The sequence below is a fragment of the Solibacillus sp. FSL R7-0668 genome, assembly GCF_038006205.1.
Lineage (GTDB): Bacteria > Bacillota > Bacilli > Bacillales_A > Planococcaceae > Solibacillus.
On record NZ_JBBOUU010000001.1, the window covers coordinates 1,873,700 to 1,900,148 of the forward strand.

General features: G+C 37.6%; 29 protein-coding genes and 2 pseudogenes. 12 read left to right on the forward strand and 19 right to left on the reverse strand.

Annotated features, from left to right (window positions below):
- Positions 1–2 precede the first annotated feature (2 nt).
- The 4 genes from MKX47_RS09080 to MKX47_RS09095 all read right to left on the reverse strand — a co-directional run bounded on the left by MKX47_RS09080 (position 3) and on the right by MKX47_RS09095 (position 4,197).
- The gene (locus tag MKX47_RS09080) at positions 3–1,547 is read right to left on the reverse strand and encodes a solute symporter family protein (RefSeq protein WP_340773231.1); all 1,545 of its coding nucleotides are present in this window, start codon (positions 1,545–1,547) and stop codon (positions 3–5) included.
- Positions 1,544–1,870 (reverse strand): DUF485 domain-containing protein, encoded by a 327-nt coding sequence (locus tag MKX47_RS09085; RefSeq protein WP_340773232.1) that lies wholly within the window; start codon positions 1,868–1,870, stop codon positions 1,544–1,546. Before MKX47_RS09085 ends, MKX47_RS09080 begins: the two co-directional genes overlap by 4 nt.
- Positions 1,871–2,305: 435 nt before the next feature.
- Positions 2,306–3,856 (reverse strand): solute symporter family protein, encoded by a 1,551-nt coding sequence (locus MKX47_RS09090; protein WP_340773234.1) that lies wholly within the window; start codon positions 3,854–3,856, stop codon positions 2,306–2,308.
- The gene (locus MKX47_RS09095) at positions 3,856–4,197 is read right to left on the reverse strand and encodes a DUF485 domain-containing protein (RefSeq protein ID WP_340773235.1); all 342 of its coding nucleotides are present in this window, start codon (positions 4,195–4,197) and stop codon (positions 3,856–3,858) included. Before MKX47_RS09095 ends, MKX47_RS09090 begins: the two co-directional genes overlap by 1 nt.
- A 542-nt stretch (positions 4,198–4,739) precedes the next feature.
- Here MKX47_RS09095 and MKX47_RS09100 point away from each other — a divergent pair.
- From MKX47_RS09100 to MKX47_RS09130, 7 genes are all read left to right on the forward strand, one after another.
- Positions 4,740–5,273 (forward strand): GNAT family N-acetyltransferase, encoded by a 534-nt coding sequence (locus MKX47_RS09100; protein ID WP_340773236.1) that lies wholly within the window; start codon positions 4,740–4,742, stop codon positions 5,271–5,273.
- 98 nt (positions 5,274–5,371) lie between these two features.
- The gene (gene chrA, locus MKX47_RS09105) at positions 5,372–6,565 is read left to right on the forward strand and encodes a chromate efflux transporter (RefSeq protein WP_340773238.1); all 1,194 of its coding nucleotides are present in this window, start codon (positions 5,372–5,374) and stop codon (positions 6,563–6,565) included.
- Positions 6,566–6,705: 140 nt separating this feature from the next.
- Positions 6,706–7,248, forward strand: a complete 543-nt coding sequence (locus MKX47_RS09110) for a hypothetical protein (RefSeq protein WP_340773241.1) — start codon at positions 6,706–6,708, stop codon at positions 7,246–7,248.
- A 123-nt stretch (positions 7,249–7,371) separates the two neighbouring features.
- The gene (locus MKX47_RS09115; RefSeq protein ID WP_340773242.1) at positions 7,372–7,779 is read left to right on the forward strand and encodes a hypothetical protein; all 408 of its coding nucleotides are present in this window, start codon (positions 7,372–7,374) and stop codon (positions 7,777–7,779) included.
- Positions 7,780–7,905: 126 nt separating this feature from the next.
- Positions 7,906–9,423: a transglutaminase domain-containing protein gene (locus MKX47_RS09120; protein WP_340773244.1), complete on the forward strand. Its 1,518-nt coding sequence runs from the start codon at positions 7,906–7,908 to the stop codon at positions 9,421–9,423.
- Between the two features lie 444 nt (positions 9,424–9,867).
- A complete protein-coding gene (locus tag MKX47_RS09125) occupies positions 9,868–10,314 on the forward strand; it encodes a MarR family winged helix-turn-helix transcriptional regulator (protein WP_340773246.1) in 447 nt (148 codons plus the stop codon).
- Positions 10,315–10,390: 76 nt separating this feature from the next.
- Complete coding sequence (locus MKX47_RS09130; protein ID WP_340773248.1) at positions 10,391–11,776, forward strand: NAD(P)-binding domain-containing protein; 1,386 nt, start codon at positions 10,391–10,393, stop codon at positions 11,774–11,776.
- A 141-nt stretch (positions 11,777–11,917) separates the two neighbouring features.
- Here the strand turns inward: MKX47_RS09130 and MKX47_RS09135 are convergent, their stop codons facing one another.
- Genes MKX47_RS09135 through MKX47_RS09165 form a run of 7 tightly spaced genes read right to left on the reverse strand, consistent with a single transcriptional unit; the run spans position 11,918 to position 16,606 of the window.
- The gene (locus MKX47_RS09135) at positions 11,918–12,124 is read right to left on the reverse strand and encodes a hypothetical protein (RefSeq protein WP_340773250.1); all 207 of its coding nucleotides are present in this window, start codon (positions 12,122–12,124) and stop codon (positions 11,918–11,920) included.
- A gap of 1 nt (position 12,125) precedes the next feature.
- On the reverse strand, positions 12,126–12,407 hold the full coding sequence (locus MKX47_RS09140) for a Fe-S cluster assembly protein HesB (protein ID WP_340773252.1): 282 nt from the start codon (positions 12,405–12,407) through the stop codon (positions 12,126–12,128).
- On the reverse strand, positions 12,404–14,170 hold the full coding sequence (gene arsA, locus MKX47_RS09145; protein WP_340773253.1) for an arsenical pump-driving ATPase: 1,767 nt from the start codon (positions 14,168–14,170) through the stop codon (positions 12,404–12,406). The genes MKX47_RS09140 and arsA overlap by 4 nt, the downstream gene beginning before the upstream one ends.
- Entirely contained in the window at positions 14,170–14,529 is a 360-nt protein-coding gene (arsD, locus tag MKX47_RS09150) for an arsenite efflux transporter metallochaperone ArsD (RefSeq protein WP_340773254.1), read from the reverse strand. Before arsD ends, arsA begins: the two co-directional genes overlap by 1 nt.
- A 19-nt stretch (positions 14,530–14,548) precedes the next feature.
- On the reverse strand, positions 14,549–14,974 hold the full coding sequence (arsC, locus tag MKX47_RS09155) for an arsenate reductase (thioredoxin) (protein ID WP_340773255.1): 426 nt from the start codon (positions 14,972–14,974) through the stop codon (positions 14,549–14,551).
- A gap of 18 nt (positions 14,975–14,992) precedes the next feature.
- Complete coding sequence (locus tag MKX47_RS09160; RefSeq protein ID WP_445683609.1) at positions 14,993–16,282, reverse strand: arsenic transporter; 1,290 nt, start codon at positions 16,280–16,282, stop codon at positions 14,993–14,995.
- A gap of 9 nt (positions 16,283–16,291) precedes the next feature.
- Positions 16,292–16,606: an ArsR/SmtB family transcription factor gene (locus tag MKX47_RS09165; RefSeq protein WP_340773259.1), complete on the reverse strand. Its 315-nt coding sequence runs from the start codon at positions 16,604–16,606 to the stop codon at positions 16,292–16,294.
- A gap of 567 nt (positions 16,607–17,173) precedes the next feature.
- Here MKX47_RS09165 and MKX47_RS09175 point away from each other — a divergent pair.
- The gene (locus MKX47_RS09175; protein ID WP_340773262.1) at positions 17,174–17,371 is read left to right on the forward strand and encodes a hypothetical protein; all 198 of its coding nucleotides are present in this window, start codon (positions 17,174–17,176) and stop codon (positions 17,369–17,371) included.
- Between the two features lie 339 nt (positions 17,372–17,710).
- Here MKX47_RS09175 and trhO read toward each other — a convergent pair whose 3' ends face one another.
- The 3 genes from trhO to MKX47_RS09190 form a co-directional block, all read right to left on the reverse strand.
- Positions 17,711–18,658, reverse strand: a complete 948-nt coding sequence (gene trhO / locus MKX47_RS09180; protein WP_340773263.1) for an oxygen-dependent tRNA uridine(34) hydroxylase TrhO — start codon at positions 18,656–18,658, stop codon at positions 17,711–17,713.
- A gap of 225 nt (positions 18,659–18,883) precedes the next feature.
- The gene (locus MKX47_RS09185; protein WP_340773265.1) at positions 18,884–19,906 is read right to left on the reverse strand and encodes a DUF4179 domain-containing protein; all 1,023 of its coding nucleotides are present in this window, start codon (positions 19,904–19,906) and stop codon (positions 18,884–18,886) included.
- 34 nt (positions 19,907–19,940) lie between these two features.
- Positions 19,941–20,420, reverse strand: coding sequence for an RNA polymerase sigma factor (locus MKX47_RS09190; RefSeq protein WP_340773268.1), 480 nt, complete (start codon positions 20,418–20,420; stop codon positions 19,941–19,943).
- A 384-nt stretch (positions 20,421–20,804) separates the two neighbouring features.
- Between MKX47_RS09190 and MKX47_RS09195 the strand changes: the two genes are divergently transcribed.
- The 3 genes from MKX47_RS09195 to MKX47_RS09205 are packed head-to-tail and all read left to right on the forward strand — an operon-like array spanning position 20,805 to position 22,741.
- Positions 20,805–22,058 carry a Y-family DNA polymerase gene (locus MKX47_RS09195; protein ID WP_340773272.1) on the forward strand — a complete coding sequence of 418 codons (1,254 nt, stop codon included), beginning with the start codon at positions 20,805–20,807 and terminating at the stop codon, positions 22,056–22,058.
- A gap of 13 nt (positions 22,059–22,071) precedes the next feature.
- Positions 22,072–22,401 carry a YolD-like family protein gene (locus tag MKX47_RS09200; protein ID WP_340773275.1) on the forward strand — a complete coding sequence of 110 codons (330 nt, stop codon included), beginning with the start codon at positions 22,072–22,074 and terminating at the stop codon, positions 22,399–22,401.
- The gene (locus MKX47_RS09205) at positions 22,394–22,741 is read left to right on the forward strand and encodes an aconitate hydratase (protein WP_340773277.1); all 348 of its coding nucleotides are present in this window, start codon (positions 22,394–22,396) and stop codon (positions 22,739–22,741) included. The genes MKX47_RS09200 and MKX47_RS09205 overlap by 8 nt, the downstream gene beginning before the upstream one ends.
- Positions 22,742–23,150: 409 nt before the next feature.
- Here MKX47_RS09205 and MKX47_RS09210 read toward each other — a convergent pair whose 3' ends face one another.
- Positions 23,151–23,897 carry a Cof-type HAD-IIB family hydrolase gene (locus MKX47_RS09210; RefSeq protein ID WP_340773279.1) on the reverse strand — a complete coding sequence of 249 codons (747 nt, stop codon included), beginning with the start codon at positions 23,895–23,897 and terminating at the stop codon, positions 23,151–23,153.
- 64 nt (positions 23,898–23,961) lie between these two features.
- Here MKX47_RS09210 and MKX47_RS09215 point away from each other — a divergent pair, with 64 nt between their 5' ends.
- Complete coding sequence (locus MKX47_RS09215) at positions 23,962–24,105, forward strand: DinB family protein (RefSeq protein ID WP_340773282.1); 144 nt, start codon at positions 23,962–23,964, stop codon at positions 24,103–24,105.
- Between the two features lie 312 nt (positions 24,106–24,417).
- Here the strand turns inward: MKX47_RS09215 and MKX47_RS09220 are convergent.
- The 4 genes and pseudogenes from MKX47_RS09220 to MKX47_RS09230 all read right to left on the reverse strand — a co-directional run.
- Positions 24,418–24,619, reverse strand: a pseudogene (locus MKX47_RS09220) (aminoglycoside adenylyltransferase domain-containing protein); the annotation flags it as partial.
- A gap of 112 nt (positions 24,620–24,731) precedes the next feature.
- Positions 24,732–24,887, reverse strand: a pseudogene (locus MKX47_RS21435) (GNAT family N-acetyltransferase); the annotation flags it as partial.
- Between the two features lie 123 nt (positions 24,888–25,010).
- Positions 25,011–25,223, reverse strand: a complete 213-nt coding sequence (locus MKX47_RS09225) for a hypothetical protein (protein WP_340773284.1) — start codon at positions 25,221–25,223, stop codon at positions 25,011–25,013.
- Positions 25,224–25,274: 51 nt separating this feature from the next.
- Complete coding sequence (locus tag MKX47_RS09230; RefSeq protein WP_340773286.1) at positions 25,275–25,916, reverse strand: GNAT family N-acetyltransferase; 642 nt, start codon at positions 25,914–25,916, stop codon at positions 25,275–25,277.
- Positions 25,917–26,449 lie beyond the last annotated feature (533 nt).

Here is a 26,449-nt window from a genome sequence, read left to right on the forward strand (position 1 = left end):
AATTAGTGAGAAACGTCTTGAACAGAGATACCTGTTTGTGCTTTAACTTCCACTTCACGGTATTTCGCTTCGTCTGTTTCTTTCGATAATAATGTTCCGATAACCCCGCCCAGGAAGCCAAGTGGTACAGAGATAATCGCTGGGTTTGTTAGCATAATTAACGGCTCACCTACGAAAATTGCTTTACCTACTTCAGGATTCCAAACGTTTGGAGAGATGGCTACTAATACTAAAGCTGAAATTAAGCCTGTTAACATCGCTGTAACGGCACCATTTGTGTTGAACTTTTTCCAGTAGATTGTGTAAATAATTACTGGTAAGTTGGCAGAAGCCGCGATACAGAATGCTAATGATACTAAGAAGGCTACGTTTAATGTTTGTGCACCTAATGCTAAAAGGATTGATACAACAGAGATAATAATCGAACCAATACGAGCAGCTTTAACCGCTTCTTTCTCTGTAACCTTACCTTTTTTAAAGATTTGACCGTAAATGTCATGTGATAATGCAGATGCACCTGAAAGTACTAAACCAGCTACTACCGCTAAGATTGTCGCGAATGCTACCGCACACACGAATGAGAATAAAATGTCGCCACCAAGTGCTTGTGCAAGAAGTGGGGCAGCCATGTTACCAGCAGGGTTTGCTGCTACGATTGTCTCTTTACCTACGAATGCCGCAGCACCGAAGCCTAAGAAGATTGTTAATACGTAGAATAGACCTACAATCCAAGTAGCCCAAATTACTGAAGAACGAGCTGTTTGTGCGTCTTTTACAGTGAAGAAACGCATTAAGATGTGCGGAAGACCCGCTGTACCAAGTACTAACGCAATTAGCATTGAAATAGTATCAATACCGTTTGTATAACGTAAGCCTGGATTTAAGTAAGCTGCACCATGCTCTGTTTCTGTCGCCATTTGCGTGAACATTTGAGCAATCGAGAAGTTGAATTCTTTTAATACTAAGAATGAGATAATAACAGTACCTAACATTAATAAACATGCTTTAATGATTTGTACCCAAGATGTTGCAGTCATACCACCGAATAATACGTAGATTGTCATCATGATACCTACTAGAAGTACAGCCATCCAGTATTCAATACCTAATAATAATTGGATTAAAGCACCTGCACCTACTAATTGCGCGATCATGTAGAATAATACGATCGTAATTGTTGATAATGCCGCTGTACCACGAACCTTTGCCTTGTCGAAACGTGCTGTGATCATATCCGCTAATGTGAAGCGCCCTAAGTTACGTAATGGCTCAGCTACGATGTAAAGTACAACTAAGTAAGCTACTAAGTAACCGATCGAAAAGAAGAAACCATCGAAACCGAATAATGCGATTGAACCTGCAATTCCTAAGAATGATGCTGCTGATAAGTAGTCACCCGCGATGGCTAGTCCATTTTGCCAACCTGTTAAACCACCACCAGCTGTATAGAAATCAGACGCACTTGATGTACGGCTCGAAGCCCACCAAGTAATAACTAATGTTAAACCTACAATTGCTACGAAGAAGAATATTGCTGTAAAGCTCATTTCGCACGCCCTCCTTCATATTCCGCAATAATTGCTTTTGCTTCTGCGTCGTATTTGTTTGCTTTTGCAACGTAGAAGTGAGCTAAGCCCCAAGTCATAATGAATAACCCGGCTGAATAAACCCATACCCACGTAATGTCCCCAATTGCTTTTTGGTGAAGAATATCTGTGTATGACGTTAAGATTGGTAATAACATATAAAGTGCTAAAAAGATGAACGTTATAGACCACAGAAATGAATTTTTCTTTTTTGCTAGCTGCTTGAAAGAAGATTGTGAAGCGATTTTGTCATAATCAATGACTGGTTTTTGATTATTCCCCATAAACATACCCCCGATTGTGTTTATATTTACTGCTTTGTGTGTGCAAAATTCTCTTTCAAGGATTTTACATTTTCATTCTATTTTAGCTGTAACAAAATTGCAATACTTTTTCTGAAAATTATGCAAAAATTTTTTTCGCAAAAATAAGTTTAAGAGAGAAAATATTGCACATTAATAACTATAAAAATGTTATTCTTATGTTATATATCAGCATTGAAGCTTGATGTGACAACGTTTCTGAAATTATTGATAGAGAATATTTTTACGTTTTCGAGAAATTATGATACAGAATTATTATTTAAAATTTGTCACTATCGAACATTTCTTAAAATGAATTGTTTTAATAAAAAAATGTTTTTTTCCTTTTTATTGTTAATTTAAGGCAATAAAAAAGAGAAAAAGTAGGGAATGACTGCCTACCTTTTCTCTAGTAGATTAATGTGAAACGTCTTGTACCGAAACGCCAGTATGTGCTTTTACGCGAATTTCCTTGTATGTTGCTTCTGCCGCTTGTTGATCGATTTTACTAGCTGTCATAATCGATACAATCCATCCAGCGAAGAAACCAAGTGGAATCGTAATAATTGCTGGTACAGCTAAGTTTACTAATGGCTCACCAATGAAAATAGCTTTTCCTGTAGTTGACCAAATGTTTGGACCCATTGCACCCAATACTAAACATGATACTAATCCAGTTACCATAGCTGCAATTGCACCGTTTGAGTTGAACTTTTTCCAGTAAATTGTGTAAATGATTACTGGTAAGTTGGCAGATGCCCCTATACAGAAGGCAAAAGATACTAAGAAGGATACGTTTAAGCTTTGAGCGAATAAAGCTAAAATGATTGAAATCACCGCAATTGAGATCGAACCCGTACGCGCAGCTAATACTTGCTGCTTCTCTGTTAATTTACCATCCTTTAAAATTTCACCGTAAATATCATGCGAAATCGCGGATGCTCCTGTTAATACTAAGCCAGATACTACTGCTAAAATTGTCGCGAATGCTACTGCACAGATGAACGAAAGCATTACATCGCCGCCTAAGAACTCTGCTAATAATGGCGCAGCTGTGTTACCAGCAGCATTTTCAGCAATAATTTTGTCAAAGCCTACAAAATGCATCGCACCGAAGCCTAAGAAAATTGTTAATGAGAAGAAAATTGCTGTAATCCAAGTTGTCCAGTTAATAGAAGCACGCGCTGTTTTTGCATCCTTTACTGTGAAGAAACGCATTAAAATATGTGGTAAACCTGATGTACCAAGTACTAATGCCATCATCATCGAAACCGAATCAATAGAAGATGTATATTTTTGACCAGGAATTAAATATTCTTCCCCATGGTCTGTCGCGATTGTTGTAAACATATTTGCTAAGTTAAAATCGAATTTCTGGAACACTAAAAAGGCCATCATCGTTGTACCGAATAATAAAAGACCTGCTTTAATAATTTGAACCCAAGATGTTGCTGTCATACCACCGAATAATACGTACGTTGTCATCATAACCCCTACGATTAATACTGCAATCCAGTATTCGATACCGAAAAGTAATTTGATTAACGCACCTGCTCCTACTAATTGAGCGATCATATAAAGAATAACGATAACAATCGTGCTTGTTGCAGCAACTCCGCGCACGCGTTTTTCATTGAAACGAGCTGTTAACATATCTGCTAATGTGTAACGACCTAAATTTCGCATTGGCTCAGCAATTACGTAAAGAAGTACTAAATTAGCTACTACATAACCTACTGAGAAGAAGAAACCATCAAACCCTGTTAGCGCAATCGCACCGGATACCCCTAAAAACGCAGCTGCTGATAAGTAGTCTCCCGCGATGGCAAATCCATTTTGCCAACCTTTAAGACCGCCACCCGCTGTATAGAAATCGCTTGCACTAGATGTACGTTTTGCTGCGATGTACGTAACGATTAGCGTTAAACCGACAATCCCTAAGAAGAAACCTGCTGATACTAAGTTCATTATTTGCCACCATCCTTTTCATACTCAGCTAAAACTGCTGCTGCTTGTGCGTCTAATTTAGGCGCAATTTTTGAATAAACCATTGCTAACACAACAGTCATAATAAATAATGCTGCTGAGTAAACCCATACGCCTGTAATGTCCCCGATCCATTTCTGTTGTAATACAGACGTGAACGCTAAGATTGGTAAAAGGATGTAAAATGTTAAAAAACAAGCCGTAATTGTGAATAAAAGCGTGTTTTTCTTCTTTACAAATGTATTGAATGAATCCATACGATCAATCTTGTCGTAGTCGATTGTATGTTGGTTTTTTGAGTGTTTTTCTCCTAAACTACTCATTGTTAATTCCCCCTCAAGAATCATTATTCTGTTTTAAACGGAATATTACTGTTTGGTTCCGTTGATAAATTTGATTGTAAGGGGGATTTCTTTATAATGCAATAACATTTTTTCTGAAAACTCTAAATTGTCACTTTGCGTTTGAAGTAGAATTATTAGGTTTTTTTAAGAAAATAATGCTGTGAATTTTAAAAAAAGAGTGCATGTATTATTATTCCAATTTAACGTAATACAAAATAAGATATTTAAATAGAAAATAAGATACATAAAGCAAGATTTAATATTTCGTCACTCTAATATAATGATTTTTTGTATATTCGAGAATGAAGTCTCCTTTGTACTATAACAAACAGAAAATGATAATTTTTTGATGATAAAAAAATTTGAAAATTTCTTAACATGAAGATGTTAAAATGAAGGGAAAGGGGAGTAAGAAATTATGTCGTATTTAGTTTTTAATGATATTAATTTGATATTCGGATTGTAATAACCCGTATATTTTCAAACTAATAGCAGAAAAATACCAGAAAAGAGGTCGTTTCATGTTGGATTTAACAACAAAAAGATTACGTTTTGAGCGTTATACGAAAGAGGATACAGCTTTCGTTTTAGAATTAGTGACGAATCCCGCTGTCATGGACTATATTGGTAATGGTCAAACGAAGGGGGCTCAATATGCTGAAAATCTAATTGAACGCATGCTGGAGCAGTATCAAAACTTCGATGATTACGGATTACATAAGTTAGTTAATAAAGAATCAAATGAAGTGATCGGTCATGCGGGCTTAGTTGCACAAATTATTGATGACGCCTTTGAGATGGAGTTAGGCTATTGGATCAAGCCGGCATTTTGGCAACAAGGCTATGGCTATGAAGCCGCGCATGCCTTAAAAATTTATGCTGATGAAAGCTTGTATTTAGAACGCTATGTTTCCGCCATTCAGTTAGGCAATGAAGGCTCAAAGCGTATTGCTTTAAAAAATGGCATGCAGCTAGAAAAGGTCATTCAGATGGAGGGCAAGCTTGTAGAAATTTATGTCATTGAAAACGAAATGGATGAGGAGGAGTATATGTAATCAATTTTACAAGTTTGTAAATTTTCTGTGATTAAATTGTATTGCAGCTTGTCCAAATGCTACATTGTGAGGAATGAATAAGAAAGGTTACATAATAGATGCATACAAACTTACAACAAAGTAAATTGAAACGATTACTAGAATTGCTACTTGTTTCAACGCGTCTTGGATTAACATCGTTTGGTGGTCCAACCGCACATTTAGGCTATTTCCATGAAGAATATGTTCGAAAACGACAATGGATTGATGAAAAAAGCTATGCCGATTTAGTTGCTTTATGTCAGTTCTTGCCTGGACCTGCAAGTAGTCAGGTGGGAATTGGAATTGGTGTGATGCGCGCGGGGATTGTAGGGGGCATTGTTTCCTTTATCGGCTTCACTTGGCCATCTGTTCTCGCATTAATCCTTTTTGCGCTGCTTTTACAAGGCGCCAATGTCGGGGATATGAGCTGGTTGCACGGCTTAAAAATCGTGGCGGTGGTCATTGTTGCACATGCGATTTTAGGGATGGCCAAAAATTTAACACCTGATATTCAACGAAAAACGATTGCGTTAGTAGCATTAGTCGCGGCATTATTAGTGGAAACGATCTTTACGCAAGTGGTGATTATTGTTATTGCAGGTGTTCTTGGTGCTGTTATTTATAAAGAACAGGTAACAATAAACGAACCAGTGAGGAAGCCTTTTATTTCGAAAACGATTGGCTTCATTAGCTTGGGCTTATTTTTCGGTTTACTTCTCATTTTACCTCTATTAAGCAGCCTAACCGCGCATCATTGGATTGTGATGATGGATTCCTTTTATCGCGCGGGTTCTTTAGTATTTGGTGGCGGACATGTCGTGTTACCCTTATTAGAAAATGAATTTGTCTCTTCTGGGTTAATGGATGAAACGGCCTTTATCGCTGGCTATGGTGCGACACAAGCTGTGCCAGGACCGTTGTTTACCTTTGCCGCTTATATTGGGACTGTAATCGACGGGTGGCAAGGTGGACTATTCGCAACGTTTGCGATTTTTTTACCTGCCTTTCTATTAATTTTAGGAACATTACCATTTTGGCATCAGCTCAGAAGCAATTCAAAAATGAACGGTGCGTTTATGGGCGTGAATGCGGCGGTTGTTGGCATTTTAATTGCGGCATTTTATAATCCCATTTGGACGAGCGCGATTTTACAGCCTATTGATTTTGCGATGGCGGCGATTTTATTTAGCTTACTTGTATTTTGGAAGCTGCCACCATGGGTTATCGTATTAGCAGGAGCGATTGGCGGATGGGTTATTTCGTTTATGTAGTTGATGACTAATCGAATCGGATTTGGAAACCTCTTAATATGTATTAAGGGGTTTTTTAGTTTACAGGTCTTCCATTATTGGAAATTATCGATTTACCTTCTATTTACAAAAATATATACTTTATGTAAGGAGTGATTGGTTTGAGGAAGGTAGACGATTGGGATAATTGGGAGAAAAACCGTAAAAAAGAAAAGTGGCGTTGGATTTTAACTGGAATCGTAATAGTTATTATGTTTAAAGGTTATACGACGTATGTAGATTACGTTAAATATACTGAAACAACTGGAAATAAAATATTTGAAATCGCTGTTTCGGATTATTCAAAAGACTTGTACACTACAGGAGAGATTGACTTTTATTCAGAACAACATACAGAAGATAAAAAAATTGAACTTTCGAAAAACGATATATTGGATATCTTAACGCAATTAGAACATACAACTGTAAGAGGTATGAAAACAGCAAATATAGAGGATTTAGATTTACGTAGTTCATATTTTATTGAACTGAATTCGAAGTTTGCAAAGACCCTCTTTTTTTATATTAGTAGAGATAAAAGCACTCAAAAAGTTTACTTAGATGTGTCCACTGTGCATGATGATATGAAGTTAGCAGAGCTATACCTGGTGCAAGACGAAGAAATTTATAACCTAATTGAAGAATTGAGAAAGCAAGTTCCTTAACTGAACGGGGGAATTAGTATTAATAAAAGAACATGGATTATAAGAATTGTAGTCATTATTACGTTCATTTTTATCGTGTATTTTTCATGGGCAGATCCATTTATATTTGAAGAAACGACACTGATGGATGTCATTGAAAACTCAACTTCTTTTGCAGAAGATAAGCCATTTTTAGCAGAAAGTATTGTTTCAGGGTCTATGTCTTTTAGAGAAAAGGATGTAGATGAGCGTGTAGAATTATCTAAATCAGAAGCACAAGAAATGATTAATCTACTAGCTACTATAAAAGTAAGGAAAACGAACAAAATATTAAAAAATGAGGATATTCATGGACTGTATACGCTTAACTTAGATAATAATGGGTATACCATGAGTTATGATGTAGAGGTCTTTTTGATGTTTCAAAAAAAGAATGGTTCAAATGAAGTTTTAATAATTACAGATTTTAGTGATTCAGTTTATAGAACAGAAGATTTAAGTATTTATAATAAATTTGTTGAGATTATGGAGAAAGCTTCCTCAGATTTGTAAGAGGGAGCTTTTTTGAGGTTAAAACGGAATGAATGCATTATCTGTACTACATTAAATTTTCTTTATCGTAGAGATGTTTGTTAAACTAGAATTGATTATGATGAAAATGATTTGAGGAAGCCTGTTATGAAAAGTTATTTTATAAGTTATGAAGATTTTAAAGCAAAAGATGGTTCGATTAAATCTTCAACGATTACATATGAAGAGCTGTTAGCGGTATTAACGATGCATATGGAGCGTTTGGATAAGCAGTTTTCGTTAACGATTAATGGTCATTTACCTAAGCCTTTGCATGAAATTTTGGATGATGCGTTTGCGCAAAGTCATTTATATCACGCATTTTATACGCAGCATTGTGCCAATCGGAGCTATCGCTATCGCAGCTTGTCTAAAAATCGCGTGAAGGTGGATTTTACGCTGAGTTATCGTATGAATCGTACGCAGGAAAAGGACATGCTTGCAGAAATGGATGCCGTACTTGCGCGGATTACAACACCAGGAATGTCGACACTTGAAAAGATTGTTGCTGTGCATGATTATATCGTGCGTACTTATAGCTATGAGCTGCATACGAAAGGTTCGCCATTTTCAGTGTCTACATTTATGGCTGAAAAGCGCGGTGTTTGTATGGCATATGCGCTGCTATTTGAAAAAATGATGGATCGGCTTGAAATTCCTTGTATTTATGTAATAGGGAAGGCAGATGGGGAAGGGGATGCCGGTCATGCTTGGAATTTGGTGAAGCTTGATGGACAATGGTATCATGTCGATGTGACGTGGGATGATATTGGCCATGCGTATGAGCAACATGAAATTCGCTATCGTTATTTTTTATTAACGGATGATCAAATGGCCACTAATCATCAATGGGATTTAGATTTGTATCCGCCATGTACAAGTGATCGTTTTCATATTTTCCATCATTTGTATGATGCATGTATTGCTGGGGATAAACTGATATATCCGCATCCGAAAACGGCTTGTCTAACGGCGATGTCCCTAAAAACGTTAAAGGCGAGGAAACTGGCTGACACGCGTGTGCAGCATTGTACATTTGCGAATGGGTTAGTGTATGTGAGCAATTATTCGGACGGTGCGACTTTGTATGCGTATGATGTGGAAACGGCTGAAATGACGAAGCTTGGCACGGATCAAGTGAAGTCTATTGTAAAGGATTTTCATGAAGTAGTTGTTACTTATGAAAATGGTCAAAAAGAACAGATCAAACTTAATCCAACTGCACAGACGATTGAAGCGGAATTAAATACGGTGAATGAACCAGATGAAACGCATTATACGGAAGTTATGATGATGTCACTTGGTGATAGCTGGCTAGCAACTTTTGATGAGGCTTCAGAGACATTGATTGCACTAAAAAGCGCGGATGGTGTCGCATTATTCATCAATGAGCCTGTCAAGCAATTAACGGTATCATTAGCGCTTGATAAAGGAATCCAGTTGCAAATGACCACTAATCGAAAGCCGGTGCAATTTAAACAAGCAGCGAAACTAATAATGCCCATACAGCTCGTAGCAAACGACTTGCCAGCATTACAAAAGCAATTTGCTGATCAATTCGTTGTAAAGGAACAAAGCGTAATACTTGAAGTGAATCGAGGCTTACATGTGAAAATGAAGAAATAATGATGTTAATCGAAATCCTACGCCAATTTTCACGTAGGATTTTTGGTTATGAATTTTGCGGAATGAATGAAATTTCACGTTTCGTCTCACTATTATAAGTATACTTATGAAACGAGATACAACTTCCTATAATATATATTATGACCGTGTCCCTATATTGAAAGTCCATTCATCACACAGAAAATCATTAACTAGCTTGATTCAATAGATAGCCTGCTAGAGAAATCAAATTAAGACTATCATAATAACGTGGCCAAGACCCACCTATCTGATTACTTGCCTCCAGAATTAAAAAATTCAGTCCCTTCTTCTGTAAGTGATAACCTGAAGTAAGTTCAGCTTTGAATTTTAATCGTTTAATTCCCAAATAAATTATTTAAAGTGTAAACAAAATAATTGTATTATGCAAGTATCTCTGTTTTACTTATAATTAGAGGTGATCAAATGGAAAACAAACGCGAGATTTTTCACATACTCACACGAAGATTTGGCCTATTAAACAAAAATTGCTGCTCTGTTGGCTCTTTTGAAATTTCTACAATCCAAAGCCATATACTATATGAAATCGATAAACAACATTCGCCTTCTATGCAACAAATTGCCGAATCACTTGCAATGGATATTACAACTTTCAGTAGACAAATCCAAACGCTCATTAAAATGGACTTAGTAAAAAAAACACCGTCTACACAAGACAAGCGGGTTTCCATTTTAACCTTAACGTCACAAGGGATATTTGTTGCAACAACGATTGAGGAGTCAATGAATGCTTACTTAGAGGAAGTTTTCTCTCATCTGAATGATTTCGAAAAAGAAACAGTACTTCGCTCTATCCAATTGTTAAACGATGCGATGTCAAAATCAACTGTATGCTGTACCCCGATCTATTAAGCAGGAGCAATCTTGCTTTTTATTTTCATTATTACTTGTAAATTACAACTAAGCTTACCTAATGGAGGATTTTTAAATGCAAATTAAATTAAATGTAAAATCACAAACATCAAGCTGTTGTGCACCGAGTCCGAAACCTGCCACTTCTTGCTGCGAGCCAACAGTAGAAACGAATAAAGAAACGCCTTTTCAATTAAATAGTGACTATCCTGTAGCGATTCTAGGTGCTGGTCCTGTTGGTCTAGCTGCAGCTGCACACTTAGCGATTGCTGGTGAATCGTTCATCGTCTTAGAAAAAGGCGCTGACATCGCTGAAAACATCAAGTCTTGGCAGCACGTTCGTCTATTTTCTCCTTGGCAGTATAATGTCGATAAAGCCGCAAAACAACTTTTACTAGCAGTTGGATGGGAAATGCCACAAGAAGATGTACTACCTACAGGGCAAGAAATTCGCGAAGCTTACTTACAACCACTAGCGAATTTGCCTAAAATCAAGCCATTCATTTCATTTAAAACAACTGTTGTTGGCATAAGTAAAAAAAATCACGATAAAATGAAGTCTGCTCATCGCAACAAAGCACCGTTTGTTATTTATACGGAACAAAATGGTGAAACAAAACGAATACTTGCTAGTGCTGTCATCGATGCGACTGGTACGTGGGCAAGTCCGAATCCTGTTCATGCTGATAATGTATGGACAGCTACTGAACAAAAGCTTGCTGACAATATCTTTTATGGTATTCCGAATGTAGAATCATTAAAAGAACGCTATAATGGCAAGCGTGTCGCTGTTATTGGTGGTGGGCATTCTGCGATTAATACCATTTTAGACTTAGAAAAACTTGTAGACGTTGAAATTACTTGGATTTTACGTAAAAAGCGGGTTGAAGATGCATACGGTGGTGAAGAAAAAGATGCCCTTGCTGCTCGTGGTGAATTAGGCAGTCGCATTCATGCATTAGTAGATGAAGGGAAAGTAAAGGTCTTTACCCCATTTTTTATCGAGGAACTTTTACAAACATCTGGCGGCATCATAATTAAGGGCGAAGGTCCAAACGGCGAACAACAACTTCCTGCTGTCGATGAACTCATTGCCAATACAGGTAGTCGTCCCGATTTCTCATTCTTAAAAGAAATCCGATTATCGATTGATGCTGCTGTTGAAAGCGTCGAAACATTAGCACCACTGATTGATCCAAACGAGCATAGCTGTGGTACGGTGCGCCCACATGGTGAACTCGAATTATGTCATCCTGAAACTGGCTTCTACATTGTTGGTATGAAAAGTTACGGACGTGCATCTACCTTCCTAATGGCAACTGGTTATGAGCAAGTCCGTTCAGTTGTTGCTTACTTAACAGGTGATATTGAAGCTGCTCGTAAAGTAGAGCTCGATTTACCTGAAACAGGTGTATGTAGCTTAGATCTAAGTTCATCTAACACACAGTCAACTTGTTGTTAAATACGAATAAAATAAAGAAGTACATTCGTTAATTTTACGAGTGTACTGCTTTTTCGTACTAATCCTAAATAGTAACGACAAACTGAATCAGTAATAGTTAAAAAAATCCATCTCTTCACGTTGATGAGATGGATTTCCGTTTTATTTAGACTGGCTTTTTATCTGTTCCATTGCTTGTAAAAATTGTTGGCGGGTTGACTCGCCATAAACAAGTGGCTCGCCTTTGAAGAAAAAATCTTCCATAAATTTTTGTGTTTCTTCTACCGATAAATCTCGGCTGTTCATCACAAGTTGTGCATAACTTAAGAAATATTCAGCAGTTAATGTACTCGAATGATGTAATCGCATTTTAGCAGCTTGATTGCTCGTAGCCAAGCAAAACTAAGCCAAGCTGACCATTTTCTTCTTCTGCGTGTATCGTTACATCTGTTAGTTGCTGTGCAATTTGTGGATCTACGACGATTTCAATTCCTTCAACTGTCTCTACTGTATCTTCTTCTTTTATTTGTGCAATTTCTGCACTTAAATTCATACCACAACAACCAGCTACACCATAAAAGCGTAATGTCGCTCCTTCTGCTTGTGCTAATACTTGCTCTACAAATTGTTTACCTTCTGGACTTATTTTCACTTGATCGTCTCTCCTTTTAATGCATGTAATCCGTCTTTTCCGACTGGCGCTTCTTTCACCCATGGAATCGTTACAAAACGGCCGTGACTCACCTTTTTTACTTCTTCTAACCATTTCACTTCTGCTTGCTGTTTTTGCTTAAGAATAGGGCTTGTTAATGGCACATTCGCAAATGATTGATTGACTACCCACCAATCCACATGTAATCCTGCTCGTTCTAAATCCTGTTGTAGACGGGTTGCTTCGTACACAGGTGTGGCTTCTGGTAACGTGACAATGGCTACACTCGTATAGTTTGGATCACGTAAACGTGGTAATAAATTTGAAACTGCGACAGGTACTTCCCCTTCTGAACGGGAAATTTCCTTATGATAGCTTTCTGTTGCATCAAGCAGTAACAACGTGTGCCCTGTTGGCGCTGTATCAATAATAATGACTTCATCTTTATGCGTTTCAACTAGATTGGCAAATGCTCGAAAGACGGCAATTTCCTCCGTACATGGTGAAGCTAAATCTTCCTTTACAAAGGCTAAACCGTCATCATTCATCGTCTCACTAGCTTTTGCTAGCACTTCAGCTTCGTAATTCGCAATTTCTACTTTCGGGTCAATACGACTAACCGTTACGCCTTCTTGTTCTTCTTGCCCAAAAGTCCAATTTAAATGGGCTGCAGGGTCTGTTGTCGTTAAATGAACTCGTATGCCTTCTTCTGCTAATCGAAGCGCAATATACGATGCAACAGTTGTTTTCCCTACTCCGCCTTTCCCCATTGAAAAAATAATTTTTGGCTTACGCGCTACGTAATCTGCAATCATTTCTTCAAGTTCTGGCGTATCGAATAACATTGGATTATCACCATTTTTCGGAAGCTTCGTATCCATCATCCACGCTTCCATTCGTTCAATGCTTGATAAAGAATATGGCACGAATGGTAAATAGTAATGGTCAAATGCCGTTAGCGTTTCTGGCATCTTTTCTAAAGCGATTATTTGACGTTCCAAAAAGGCCTGTTCAATTGGATCATTACTTTCCGATTGTAAAAAACCGTTAATGATTAACTGCTGGTTTTGTAAACCAATGTCATGTAGCTCCTCTGATGCACGTGCTGCTTCCTTTAATGGATTCGCTTCAGGTCTCGTCACAAGCATCAGTGTTGTTTGTGCTGGATTTGTTAACTGTTCAACAGCTTGCTTATACACTTCACGCTGTGGCTCAAGCCCCTTTAACGGACCTAAACAAGACGTACCAGTCGTATTTTCTTCTAAAAATGTTGACCATGCAGATGGTAATTGTAGTAAACGCAACGTATGGCCAGTTGGTGCTGTGTCAAATACAATCGTATCAAACTGTTTTGTATAGGTTTCATTTGTTAAAAGCATCGCAAATTCATTAAAAGCTGCAATTTCAACGGTGCAAGCCCCCGATAATTGCTCTTCCATATTTTGAAGCACGACTTCTGGCAATTTACCACGATAAGGACCAACCATTTGCTCCTTATAGCTTGCTGCTGCTTGCTCAGGGTCAAGATTTAGTGCATAGAGATTATCTGTACCGTTTATTTTTGTTGGTTCATTTTTCAGTGTTTGCCCAAAAATATCTTGTAAATTCGAAGCAGGGTCCGTACTAATTAGTAACACTTTTTTCCCCTCCGCTGCTAATGCAATGGAAAGACTACTTGCTACCGATGTCTTACCTACACCACCTTTACCTGTAAAGAAAAGAAACGGTGTTGTTGGAAAGTGCTCCCGTGTGAAACGTTCCATTATTTATCAACTCCAACAGAAAGGCGTATTTTCGGCTTTTTCTCAAGCTCTTCTTCATTTAACCCTGACCACTCAGCAAATAAAGCTGTTGTTGGATATTGTCCCTTTAATACAAGTTCGCCGTCCACAAATGTTGCAGGTAGACTCTCCATGCCCTCTGCCATTAATAAAGCATTCACAGCTTCATTGCTAACAAACATATCTGGATTATTCGTTAAATTGAATCGTTCTGCTAAGACAGGCGTATTTTTTAAGTTACTCATGATAAAAGACATGCGCAGTAACTCTGGATCGATTGCTGGCCCACATAAACCTGTCGGACAACACATTGCTTGCTCAAAAATTTCGATTTTTTTCATGTCAATCTCCCCCAAATACTTATTTTTTTAGTTCTTCATTTACGAATTGCTCAATACGTGCTCCAATGGCATCACGCACTTGTTGGAAAACAGCCCATTTTTCCTCGTCTGTACCTGTAGCTTTCGCTGGATCTTCAAAGCCCCAGTGTTCACGACGTACGCTCGGAGGTGTCATTGGACATTTATCTGCCGCATCCCCACAAAGTGTCACGACTAATGTCGCTTTATTTAAAATATCTTGGTTAATTAAATCAGACGTGTGGTGAGAAATATCAATCCCTACCTCATTCATTGCTTTGATGGCATTCGGATTAACACCATGTGTTTCAATACCTGCTGAGTATACTTCCCAATCTTCCGGTAATATTTTTTGTGCCCATCCATCTGCCATTTGTGAACGGCATGAGTTTCCTGTACATAAGAAATAAAGTATTTTTTTGGTCATTTCAATAAACTCCCTACATTAAAAAATGAGTAATGTCATGTAAAGTCCGATTAACGTAAACAGTAAAATCGGTATCGTAAGCATAATACCTGTCTTGAAGTAAGTTCCCCAAGAAATTTTTACACCTTTCCCTGAAAGCACATATAACCAAACCAATGTTGCCAGTGATCCGATTGGTGTAATTTTTGGTCCTAAGTCTGAACCAATGACGTTTGCGTAAATTAATGCTTCACGTAACGTGCCATCCGTTGTTGTTTCAGCAATGGCTAATGCATTGACCATCACGGTCGGCATATTATTCATAACAGATGATAAAAATGCTGCGATAAAGCCCATCCCAACTGTTGCTACGAATAAACCTTGCTCTGCTGTCCATTCAATCACACTCGCTAATATGGGTGTTAACCCTGCATTCCCAAGTCCGTATACGACAATGTACATCCCGATTGAGAAGAAGACGATATTCCAAGGTGCCCCCTTCACAACGGCTTTTGTATCAACGACTGCACTCTGTTTAGCCATCACTAAGAAGAAAATGGCAATAATGCCTGCAACAAGTGATACGGGCACTCCGATAAATTCACTTGAGAAATAGCCAACAACTAATACCGCTAGAACGAGCCAAGACAGCTTAAACATTTTCATATCCTTAATCGCAAGGCGTGGCTCTTTTAACATCGCTTCATTGTACTCACGTGGAATCGACTTATTGAAGTAAATCAATAGCACGACAATCGTCGCCACAAATGAGAACAGGTTTGGAATAATCATACGAGAAGCATATTCGACAAATCCAATGTCAAAGAAGTCCGCTGATACGATGTTAACTAAGTTACTCACGACAAATGGTAAACTTGTTGTATCCGCAATAAAGCCACTCGCCATAATAAATGGGAAAATCATTTTTTCACTAAACTGAAGATTACGCACCATCGCTAACACGATTGGCGTTAAAATGAGGGCGGCCCCGTCATTTGCAAATAATGCCGCAACGACCGCTCCAAGTAAACTGACATAGACAAACATTTTGACACCATTGCCTTTTGCAGCACGTGCCATATGTAATGCAGCCCATTCAAACAAACCAATTTCATCTAATACAAGTGAAATTAAAATAATCGCAATAAAAGATAAAGTCGCGTTCCACGTAATATCAATTACTGTACCGACATCATTAAAATCAACAACACCAACAAGTAGTGCAATGACAGCCCCGGCCATTGCAGACCAGCCAATATTAAGTCCCTTTGGCTGCCAAATGACAAAGATTAGTGTTGCGATAAAAATGAGTGCCGCAATGACAAACATATTCAATTTTTAGCCCTCCATACACTCACAATTAACTTTACAACCACATGTCCACTCTTCATTAATAGAAGCAAGTACATTTTGCATTAGCGAAGTTTGATTTTCTTGAATACGATAATGCTTCCACGTCCCCACTTTACGCTCTGTAATGATGCCTGCTTCTTTTAATTTTCGTAAATGCTGACTTACAGCCGGCTGTGAAATTTTAAGGACGTCTGTAAAGTCACATACACATACTTCACCTTTTTTTAGACAGGCTAAAATACGTAAACGATTAGCGTCGGCAACAGCTTTCAACTGTTTTTCCATTAAATCAAGCTCCATATCTACCCCTCCATCATTATATAACAATATACTTATATTATTATGAAACAAAAACGAAAGCAAGCTCCTACTGATATTTTTCTTCAAGTATGCTCATTAATTCAAGTAACGTAGGTGATACAATAGCACCTGTACGATTGCTCCCACCCATGCAATGAAATAAACCTTTTTTTATGATATGCTTTGACTTTTTAATTGATTGTACGGTAAACCGAATTGTGCTGACCTTCTATTCCTTCAAGATATCCATGTCCCTTTCGATAACAGTCTGGCAGAACGTGACATGCGTATGATGAAAGTAAATTAAAATGTCTCGGGATCTTTCCGCAAACAAAAGCGCGAAATCCTCCCAGCCTTTCCTGCGTTGGTACGTGGCCAGTTTGTTTTCGATTAGTGAGAATCTATGTAGTTACGAAAGTCTTATAAAAATCACCTGAATTTATTATTATTTTTTAAGAAAAAATGATTTTTTTATTTTATTTATTGTTTTTTGTTTTATTTGATTTATTTTACGGTTAAATAAGAATTCCTCTATAAGAATTCCAATAAACTGAAAGGGTGACTGACATGTTAACAAATGCAATCATTGCTGAACGTCTCCAACAATATATTCAACAAGAAGGCATCTCCAAAGACTATATTGCGGATATGTTAGATAAGTCTCCTAGTTCCATCTATCGCCTTTTAAATGAGCAAAACCAAAATATTGCCACGTTTTCGATGCAGGTCGCTGACGTATTGGGCTTACCGTCTAACTTTTTTTAAAGGATGAATTTATCGTGCCGCTTGATTCTTCAAGCATTGTGACATTTGGTACTATTACCTTTTCAAAGGAGGGTTTATCACCTGAGGGTGTAAAAGACGTTGAACATTTAATTCGGCTTTGTAACATTTTTGCCGTGTATAGCGAGGATTTTCACTGACCAAACTAACTGCCGCGCAAGCAGCTGAATTATTACTGTTGTTTTTACTTCATGGCGACTAAAAATATCCACCGAAGCAGTCTACAATCTATTAATCTATATACAAAAGAAAAACCACTCGCTATTAGCTAACAAACTAATAGCGAGTGGTTTACGTATTTCGGTAGGTTTAAAAGTTATCTTAAGCTTTTACTTCCAAAGCCTCTAATGCTTGAGCTACTTGCTCTTCTGTTAAATTATGACGCACAATGTAACGATTGCGTGCATGCTTTGTACATTCGATTGTACAGCCGCCTAAATGCTTCGCTTCATTTTCTTCAGAGGCGATGATTTGCTTGTTACATTCGGGGTTTGCACAGTTAATGTAACGTTCACAAGGTTCACCGTCATAGTGATCACGACCGACAATGACGTGCTCTACTTGATTGATTGGTACCGTTAAACGCTCATCAAATACGTACATTTGACCGTCCCATAATTGGCCTTTTGCAACAGGGTCTTTTCCGTACGTTGCAACACCGCCATGTAATTGACCGACATCGCCAAAGCCTTCGCGTTTCATCCATCCTGAAAACTTCTCACAACGAATCCCACCTGTACAATAGGTTAACACATTTTTTCCTTCGAATAGCTCGCGGTTTTCACGTACCCATTCCGGTGTATCACGGAAGTTTTTTACATTTGGTCGAATCGCGCCACGGAAATGGCCAACATCGTATTCATATGTGTTACGCACATCTAATACAACTGTATTTTCATCCTGCATTTCAGCAAGGAATTGTTCCGGTGATAAGTAGCGACCTGTTAATTCATGCGGATTTACGTCTTCTTCTAATCCTAAGTTCACTAACTCAGGACGTGGGCGCACGTGCATTTTTTTGAATGCATGACCATCTGCCGCATCAATTTTGAAGACAATGCCATCAAATAATGGGTCTGCTTGCATGTTTGCCATGTATTGTTCTGTTTGTTCAATCGTACCTGAAACCGTACCGTTAATGCCCTCATTTGCTACTAAAATTCGACCCTTTAAACCGATTTCTTTACACATGGCTAAGTGTATTGTTGAAAAAGCGGCTGGATCTTCAATCTTTGTATAATGGTAATATAATAAAACTTGATAATTCATTGTTTTCCCCTATCATTTCATATATTTGCAGGATATACCTGATAGTTTTTACGACCTATTAACTGTATAGAATAATCGTTGAATATGCTATCGGTAATTAGGCTGAATCATTGACCTTCTTTAAAAACTATTCCTTAAAATTTGAGGGAGCATAGAATTGAAAATAAATTTACTCATTCGTCACTATCTTCATTTTGTAGCTTCTTTTTAAACACTCGGAACAATTTACTTTTTCTTTACTAATTTTAATTCTTCATAGCCTTCCACCATTAATGAAAGTGACTGCTGCTCATTCCAAACGCTGTACGGGAAAACAAGGCTAATGACGGTTTGGTGCTCGTTTTCTAATCGTGTCACGTTTGCTGACTTTGCATGGAATGATTCCCCATTTTCATTTATGATTGCCGTCTTAAAAATAGGGTGGCTGTTGGCATCCTTTAAGCCATCGATTTTATAGCTTACTTGCATGGAGCTATTTGTTACAACTGCCCGCTCTAATGTTAAGTCAGGAACTTTGTTTTGCGCTGTATACTCTTGTGTCACAACATTGCCTGAAGTTAAATCAAATGCCCATTTACCGTCTACGGATGTAATGTCCCCGTCCTTATTTAAAAAGTGTACCGTTTCGACAACCATTTGAGCACTTTCCAAAGATGGGGCATTCGTTGTAGTTGTCGCGGCAAGGATTTCAAGTGTCGCGTTACCATTTTGAATATTCGCTAATTGAAAATCTAATCCACTGTAAATCCCGGGTCCAGCAATTTCCTTTGTATCGGATACATGGGCATCAATTTCTTTACCAGCAGCATCAAAAAGACGGAATTCAAAGCTCAAGTAGTTTAAATTGTTCTGTGAAATATGCTCGGATTCAATCGTTAACTGTGAACCTAGGCGGTAGGCATCTGCAAAGAATTTATCCAATGTAATCGTAATATTTTCAGATTCCTTTGTTTGTCCTATATATTGTAAATCCCCATTTTCAACAGCTGTTTCTAAACCCGGGTCGTTTATACCTAAAAAAGCTTGTAACTTTGCTAATGCTGTATCGTTGGTTAGTAAAATAGTTGAACTTAAAGCAATTGCGGCAGCTGCTACCGATACAGGTTTTAGCCATGATTTTTTTCCCTTTTTCTTCGATTGATGACGAATTTGTTCGTATGATTGATCAAAAGCCGAACGAATCGAAGTTGGTAATTGTTGCTCCTTATTCATATCTTTACGTACTAAGTCGTCTATATTTTGCTTCATACTAAATTAGCTCCTTCCAAATAATATGTATTTTTTAATTGTTTTTAGCTCTAGAAATTCGCGATTTAATCGTCCCCTCAGGTTCATGTAGAAATTCACTAATTTCTTTCGTTGTAAAGCCATTTACATAATAAAGGGTCAATGCAATTCGATGGTTATCATCTAGACTATTAAGTGCATCATCTAGCTCCAATGATAAAAATTCATGATGTGATAAGTGATTAAGCACCGTTTCATCCAATTCAGCTAGAGGCTTGTTTCTCTTCATAAAACGGTAGCAATTGTTTAATAAAATCCGACATATCCACGTATTAAAATACTGTCCCTTTTTTAACGTTGTGATTTTTTCAAAGGCGAGCATAACGGTTTCTTGCAATAAATCTGCAATGTCCTCATCTTTTAAACCTAGTCTCTTTGCTGTGCGATACAAAATAAGTTCATATTGTTGAATAAGCTGTATAAATGCTTCGCCATCTCCTTTCTGCGCTTTTTTCACTAAAATGTCATTCTCCATTGGTAGCACCTCTCTTTTCCTTACACACCGTTAGAGCCTTTTAAAGTCTGTTTAGTTGCATTAAATTTTAATATTTATATTTCTAGAATATTTGTCATACAATAGAAACCCCCACTGAAAAGTCGACAAGACAGCTTTCAGTGGGGGTTTCTATTTCATCAAGGAATTACCGTATTAAATCCAGTCATATATATTATATTGTAGCATTTATATCACACCTACTTGCTAAAAATCCTCAATTTATTTGCATTCAATTAATTTACCAAATGAAAACCAACCCATTCAGTTTTTACCACCAATAATCCCCCACTTTTTAGTTGCAAATCGTTCGCACAAGATTTAAAATAAGAACAAGTGTTCTGTATATAGTTTGGAGATGATATGATGCAAACAGCCTTACCAAATCGTTCAATCATTTGTATTGATATGAAATGCTTTTATGCCAGCTGTATTGCTCTTATAGAGGGACTTGATGTGATGCAAATACCGATTGCGGTCATTGCAAATTTCAACCAGCCAGGAAGTGTTGTGCTTGCTGCTTCTCCGCCAATGAAGGAGCGATTCAAAATTAAAACCGGTAATCGCTTATTTGAAATTCCCAAACATCCTGATATTCGTTTATTTGAACCGAAAATGGATTTCTTTTTAGATATGTCCGTTGCCATTACAAAGCTAATTATGCAGTATGTCCCGCGCGAAGCTATCCATGTATATAGTGTCGATGAATGCTTTGTTGATTTAACTGGCACAGAGAAGCTATGGGGAGCGCCCGAAGTAACAGCAAAAGCTATTCAGCAAGCCATTTTCGAGCAGTTCCATATTCCCTCTTCAATCGGCATGGGACCAAATATGTTAATTGCTAAACTGGCACTGGATCTCGCTGCCAAAAGCAGTGGCTTTGCGAAATGGACATACGACGATATTCCAACGAAACTATGGTCCATTCACCCGCTTTCTGAAATGTGGGGTATTGGTAAGCAAATGGAGAAAAATTTAAATGCAATGGGAATCTTTACGGTTGGCGGACTGGCACATGCTAATTTAGAGGATTTAGAAGCCCGCTTTGGCGTCATGGGCAATCAGCTATATTATCATGCATGGGGTATTGATTATTCGACTTTTGGAGAGCCTTTAGTAAAAGGTCAAATCAGCTATGGCAAAGGCCAAATGCTTATGCGTGATTATCGAACAAGCGCTGAAATTTTAGTGGTTATTTTGGAGATGTGTGAAGATATTGCAAAGCGTGCGCGGATGGCAAATCATGCAGGACGCACCATTTCACTTGGTTTGTCATATAGTCATAAGGCGATGTCAAAGGGATTTTATCGTTCTAAAACGGTAGAATTGCCTACGAATGATACGCTAACGATTTATGCGGTGTGTAAGGAGTTATTGGCGCAACATTTTCTCGGAGAACCCGCAAGACAATTGTCGATTCGTTTATCTAATATTGAAAGTGAGCGTAGCATCCAGCTGAATTTATTTGATTCCACAAAGGATAAACGACAGCAGCTTGCCCTTACGATGGATGCCATACGCAATAAATTTGGAGCCACTTCCCTTTTACGTGCGGTTTCTTATACGAGCGCGGGCACAGCGATTCAGCGTAAACGATTAGTCGGTGGACATTTAGCTTAAGGAGGATTATGGGATGAATAAAGATCGAGGCACGATAAAATGGACGTCCATGATGCTACCTGAGCATGTTGAACGGCTTCGTAAATGGGATGAAGCATTAGCAGCTGACCAGAAAAAAGAGCTGAGTGAATGGGAATTAGATGCATTACAGGAAACGATTCAACAAGCCTACCAACTGAGAAAAATGATAACCCTCACTCTATTTAACACGAATCGAATTTGTAAAAGAACTGGATATATCCAAGGAATTAATATACCAAAAAAGCAGTTGCTACTCGAATCAGACAAAGCGATTTACCCGATTGATTTTACAGCGATTCAAGCAGCTGAATTAGATGATTAGTTTACAGGACCGCGCCCTTCTGCATCAATTCCTTATACTCGAGTTGGCAATCCGTTCGCTTCAACGGGATTTTAATCAATTCGACAATCTAAAATTACAGGTTATTTATAGAAGCTTTACCGAGCAATTATTAAAGCAGCTTTATCCGATGTACTACTCACAAAAGCAAACATTAGCAAACAAACGAATCCGCGTTATCCGTTGGCGGAAAATAGATGAGTATTTTAGTGAAGTATTGATTGCAACAGCTGGAGAAAATTTAATATTGCAGTATGCGAACAATGCGGTGAAAACCGAGGTGGAACATTTTTTACAGGCACTTATTGCTCGTGAAGATTAGTACGGCTTAATTAACACAAAGCCCCTACAAAAAAGACTGTTTATCAGCTTAACCGTGGGGCTTTGAATATTGATTACTACTGATAAAGCTTGATATAAAAAGCAAGACTAATCAAGGTACACAGTAAAATAAAACTGAAAATAATAACGGGGCTAAAAAATTATGGATTTGTATCAACCACTGTAAGACAGACTGATCCACCTTCCACTAGTAAGTGTGCACTTTCATCACTGACATCGGCATCCGTCCCCTAAAAGACACGTTTGAGCTTGTTAGATTGACGCAAAAAAACACTCCATTTCAATTACTTATTTTATAATTATTTCCAATACTAATTATAAATCATTTCTTATAAAAAAGAATGACCTTTCTGTTTTTTCAAACAAACCCTCCAAAAAGATTGTACAAGCTACATAATTCCATCTTCACTGGAATCTTTCGTAACAAAATTAGCAATTGACCTTAATTTTTCATTTGCATTTCCCATCGCAATGCCTATGTCAACAAGTTCTAACATGTCTATATCATTGTCCCCATCACCAAAAGCAATCGCTTCTTCCTTTGTAAATCCAAAATAATCTAACACTTTTTTTATTGCTACTGATTTTGAAACCTCTTCTTCGAGCACGTTCACAATATATGGGTGCCAACGTTTAAAGTGAATTGAAGGAAAATGCGCTTTATACTTTTCAATTTCCACATCATCTGCAAATAAACAAAGTAAATAGGTCTCGTGCAAGTGTGCTTCCAAATTAATTGGTGGGAATTCCTGCAGCCCTAATGTTTCGTGAAGCGCCTGAAATACTTTAGAATTTTTCATCTCATTCATATGTAAACCTTTCGAATAGTAAGTAAGTGCATGTTGATGTTCGGATGCAAATTGGTTAACTCTAAGAACTGTCTCATTTGGTAACACAATTTTATGAATGCAGTTCCCTTGATGTGTTACGTAAGCTCCATTGGCCGTAATAAATGTGTCGACCCCTAATTCAATAATTTCATCACACATCGATAAGGGTCTACCAGTAGCTGCAACAATGTGAAATCCGTTTTCTAATAGTTTTTTAATTACTTGTTTTGTATTTTGTGAAATGGTCCCGTCTTTATAACTTGTAATGGTTCCATCTATGTCAAAAAATATAATTCTATGTTTCACATAAGCCTCCGATAAGTTATAATTTTCTAAATATTAACATTATTATAAGAAAATGAGGTGCACAATGTTATCTTTATTTCAATATAATTGGCAGGTGCGGGAAGATTGGTTAAATTGGTGTCAGTCAATATCTGAAGAAGAATTCCATAAAGAGCGTAGAGGTGGAATGAAAAGTATACGGGAAACACTTATACATTTGGTTTATTAAATGAATTAGCAAACTAATGTACTTTAATGATGTAGAACAGGGTGGCAAAACCTATTTCCCAAAAATAAAAGTAACCCCACTGAGCAATCAATCAGTGGGGTTTTGGAATGACTAGAGGTTCATCTTATTTTTCTAATTCCAATAAAGTCACTAATTCCACATGCAACGAGCGGGGCGGTTTGATGTCTTTTACATTGTCGGTAGTCGGAAACAAGTCAACGGCACTTTTTGCACTATCGGTATGCGGGAACATATCCATCGGTTTTTTATTATTTTATGAAATCTTGGTATTTCTCATCAACTAGCTTTTTATTATTCGACATAGTCTTCGAGATTAAGAGAAGATTCTATAGACTTCTTCATATAATGAACGAGTTCAGCCACCTCAGACTCCATTCCACTTATCAATATACTCTCCTAGATAAGCCTTTCTTGCTTTGTCAAGTAAAATGGCATGCTCATAGGGTAATTGAGGTATTGTCCATTCAGCTGCCAGATCCTTTGAGCTGATTTCATTTTACTGCTTTCAAAAAATCCTCTGGTGCTTCTGCAAATTGCAGCTTTTCAATATCTTTTTGAGGCATATGTTCTTTTAGAATGGTTAAACATTCCTCCAAATCATTTTTCTATATCCGATTATTGGGTCTATTAAATAAAGCAAATCCAAAATCAGAATACAATTTTATCGCTCGAAAACTGGATAGTTGTGTATGAAGAAATACCGGATAGTCATTCTCTTTAATACTTCTCATAACAATGGAAAGTAAAGCTCTACCAATCCCTAATCCTTGTAACGAGCAGGTTCTACTCCACCTCTAAGTTTGTTACATGCTTCCCATAATAGGGAATATAATTCTGATTTTTCACAGCCATGCATTTAACCTCTCTTGTTGTTATATTTTTTGTCAATATTCCGTTATATCGATACCTGCTTTCAATAATCTTTCATACCTCTCATTAGATATTAAAATAGCTATGGGCTTTCCGTTTTTTAACACAAAAGCAGCTTTATCTTCATCAGACAATCTTGTTATCAGTTTTGAAGATTGTTCTTTAAGAAAGTCAGACATATTATAGAATTCCATTGGTTGTTTTTGAGTCTTATCCTCTTGTCCCATATCTACACCCACCTTTACTGTCACATTTCCCCTTCTGATATTTCACCAATACTAAAATTGCTCTATAGACAAAGTACTCACAGCCTCCAAAAAGAACTTCGGAGCCCTGGTTACTTTCAGCGCTTGAAATGCTTCACTTGGCATAACTGCTTGCAAGATTGGAAGACACTCCTCCAAATCATTCGTTCTCGTGCCGATCACCGGATCGCTCAACAATGAAAAACCAAAGTCGGCATACAGTTTTATAGCACGGAAACTGTCTGGCTGCGTATGCAGAAACACCGGATAATCAGAGGCTGACAAACCTTGCATGACATAAGAAAGCAATGCTCTACCGATCCCTAAGCCTTCGTATTGTTTTAACACCTTGAACCAGTGAATCGTAGTGATTTTCTCGTAAGCTTTCCAAGCAAAGCATGTTCCAATTGGGCGATTTTCCGAATCACATACAAACAGACATTTATCAAAAAACACTTCTTTCTTATCCGCATATACATTTTGAAAGTAGGATGTCATGAATCCCCTGTACTTTTTAGCCTCAACTGGATCATCAAACGGAAAGTCCATCCATATGCCGAGCTCGTCTTCACGACACTTGCGAATGTGAAACCCTGGCGGGAGACTTCGAACCGCAGCAGTATTCAATACTGAACACATCATAAATAAGTTTTTATCCGGTAATCCTTCCGACAAAGCACTCACCTCATTACAAATTAACAAGCACCATTACGTTAAGTTAATGCTGATGCAAGCCTCAAAAAAAAGTAAGCCCAGCAATGGATCGGTTCCATCGCTGAGCTCTTGTTCCAGTTAGTAGCCGTTCCTCCGCTATCATCTTTCACTTTTCAACCCCTTTTCTTTTCATTATAACACATTTAAATGATTTTAAATTACTATTCATACTTATATGGTAATTACTTTTGCTACTTTAGATTAATAACTATACCAATTATCGAATGTCAATTAAAATTAAATATTTCAATAAGCTATCCTATAAATTGTCATTTGAGTGTGTTCGTTCTCGGAAACATATCCATTGTGTTTTTGGCTCAATCGGTAGGCGGGAACATATCAATCGTGATTTCATAATTCATAACAAAAATTTTGCAATCTCTCTGGTCTTGTATCAGTTAGCCAGAATTCAGAAACAGAATATAAACATTATCTTTCAAATATTTACTCCACTGAGACACCGATGTTTTAGATGATCTCAGCCGACCATATTA

Excerpts from the sequence above, each read along its gene's own strand:
- MKX47_RS09215 (WP_340773282.1), top strand. The coding sequence starts at position 23,962 with ATGTTATCTTTATTTCAATATAATTGGCAGGTGCGGGAAGATTGGTTA.
- MKX47_RS09095 (WP_340773235.1), bottom strand. The coding sequence starts at position 4,197 with ATGAGTAGTTTAGGAGAAAAACACTCAAAAAACCAACATACAATCGAC.
- MKX47_RS09090 (WP_340773234.1), bottom strand. The coding sequence starts at position 3,856 with ATGAACTTAGTATCAGCAGGTTTCTTCTTAGGGATTGTCGGTTTAACG.
- arsD (WP_340773254.1), bottom strand. The coding sequence starts at position 14,529 with ATGAAAAAAATCGAAATTTTTGAGCAAGCAATGTGTTGTCCGACAGGT.
- arsA (WP_340773253.1), bottom strand. The coding sequence starts at position 14,170 with ATGGAACGTTTCACACGGGAGCACTTTCCAACAACACCGTTTCTTTTC.
- MKX47_RS09120 (WP_340773244.1), top strand. The coding sequence starts at position 7,906 with ATGAAAAGTTATTTTATAAGTTATGAAGATTTTAAAGCAAAAGATGGT.
- arsC (WP_340773255.1), bottom strand. The coding sequence starts at position 14,974 with ATGACCAAAAAAATACTTTATTTCTTATGTACAGGAAACTCATGCCGT.
- MKX47_RS09160 (WP_445683609.1), bottom strand. The coding sequence starts at position 16,282 with ATGTTTGTCATTGCGGCACTCATTTTTATCGCAACACTAATCTTTGTC.
- MKX47_RS09130 (WP_340773248.1), top strand. The coding sequence starts at position 10,391 with ATGCAAATTAAATTAAATGTAAAATCACAAACATCAAGCTGTTGTGCA.
- MKX47_RS09125 (WP_340773246.1), top strand. The coding sequence starts at position 9,868 with ATGGAAAACAAACGCGAGATTTTTCACATACTCACACGAAGATTTGGC.
- MKX47_RS09165 (WP_340773259.1), bottom strand. The coding sequence starts at position 16,606 with ATGGAGCTTGATTTAATGGAAAAACAGTTGAAAGCTGTTGCCGACGCT.
- MKX47_RS09190 (WP_340773268.1), bottom strand. The coding sequence starts at position 20,420 with ATGGAGAATGACATTTTAGTGAAAAAAGCGCAGAAAGGAGATGGCGAA.
- MKX47_RS09175 (WP_340773262.1), top strand. The coding sequence starts at position 17,174 with ATGTTAACAAATGCAATCATTGCTGAACGTCTCCAACAATATATTCAA.
- MKX47_RS09085 (WP_340773232.1), bottom strand. The coding sequence starts at position 1,870 with ATGGGGAATAATCAAAAACCAGTCATTGATTATGACAAAATCGCTTCA.
- MKX47_RS09225 (WP_340773284.1), bottom strand. The coding sequence starts at position 25,223 with ATGGGACAAGAGGATAAGACTCAAAAACAACCAATGGAATTCTATAAT.
- MKX47_RS09080 (WP_340773231.1), bottom strand. The coding sequence starts at position 1,547 with ATGAGCTTTACAGCAATATTCTTCTTCGTAGCAATTGTAGGTTTAACA.
- MKX47_RS09205 (WP_340773277.1), top strand. The coding sequence starts at position 22,394 with ATGATTAGTTTACAGGACCGCGCCCTTCTGCATCAATTCCTTATACTC.
- chrA (WP_340773238.1), top strand. The coding sequence starts at position 5,372 with ATGCATACAAACTTACAACAAAGTAAATTGAAACGATTACTAGAATTG.
- MKX47_RS09200 (WP_340773275.1), top strand. The coding sequence starts at position 22,072 with ATGAATAAAGATCGAGGCACGATAAAATGGACGTCCATGATGCTACCT.
- MKX47_RS09100 (WP_340773236.1), top strand. The coding sequence starts at position 4,740 with ATGTTGGATTTAACAACAAAAAGATTACGTTTTGAGCGTTATACGAAA.
- trhO (WP_340773263.1), bottom strand. The coding sequence starts at position 18,658 with ATGAATTATCAAGTTTTATTATATTACCATTATACAAAGATTGAAGAT.
- MKX47_RS09185 (WP_340773265.1), bottom strand. The coding sequence starts at position 19,906 with ATGAAGCAAAATATAGACGACTTAGTACGTAAAGATATGAATAAGGAG.
- MKX47_RS09195 (WP_340773272.1), top strand. The coding sequence starts at position 20,805 with ATGCAAACAGCCTTACCAAATCGTTCAATCATTTGTATTGATATGAAA.
- MKX47_RS09115 (WP_340773242.1), top strand. The coding sequence starts at position 7,372 with ATGGATGTCATTGAAAACTCAACTTCTTTTGCAGAAGATAAGCCATTT.
- MKX47_RS09135 (WP_340773250.1), bottom strand. The coding sequence starts at position 12,124 with ATGCGATTACATCATTCGAGTACATTAACTGCTGAATATTTCTTAAGT.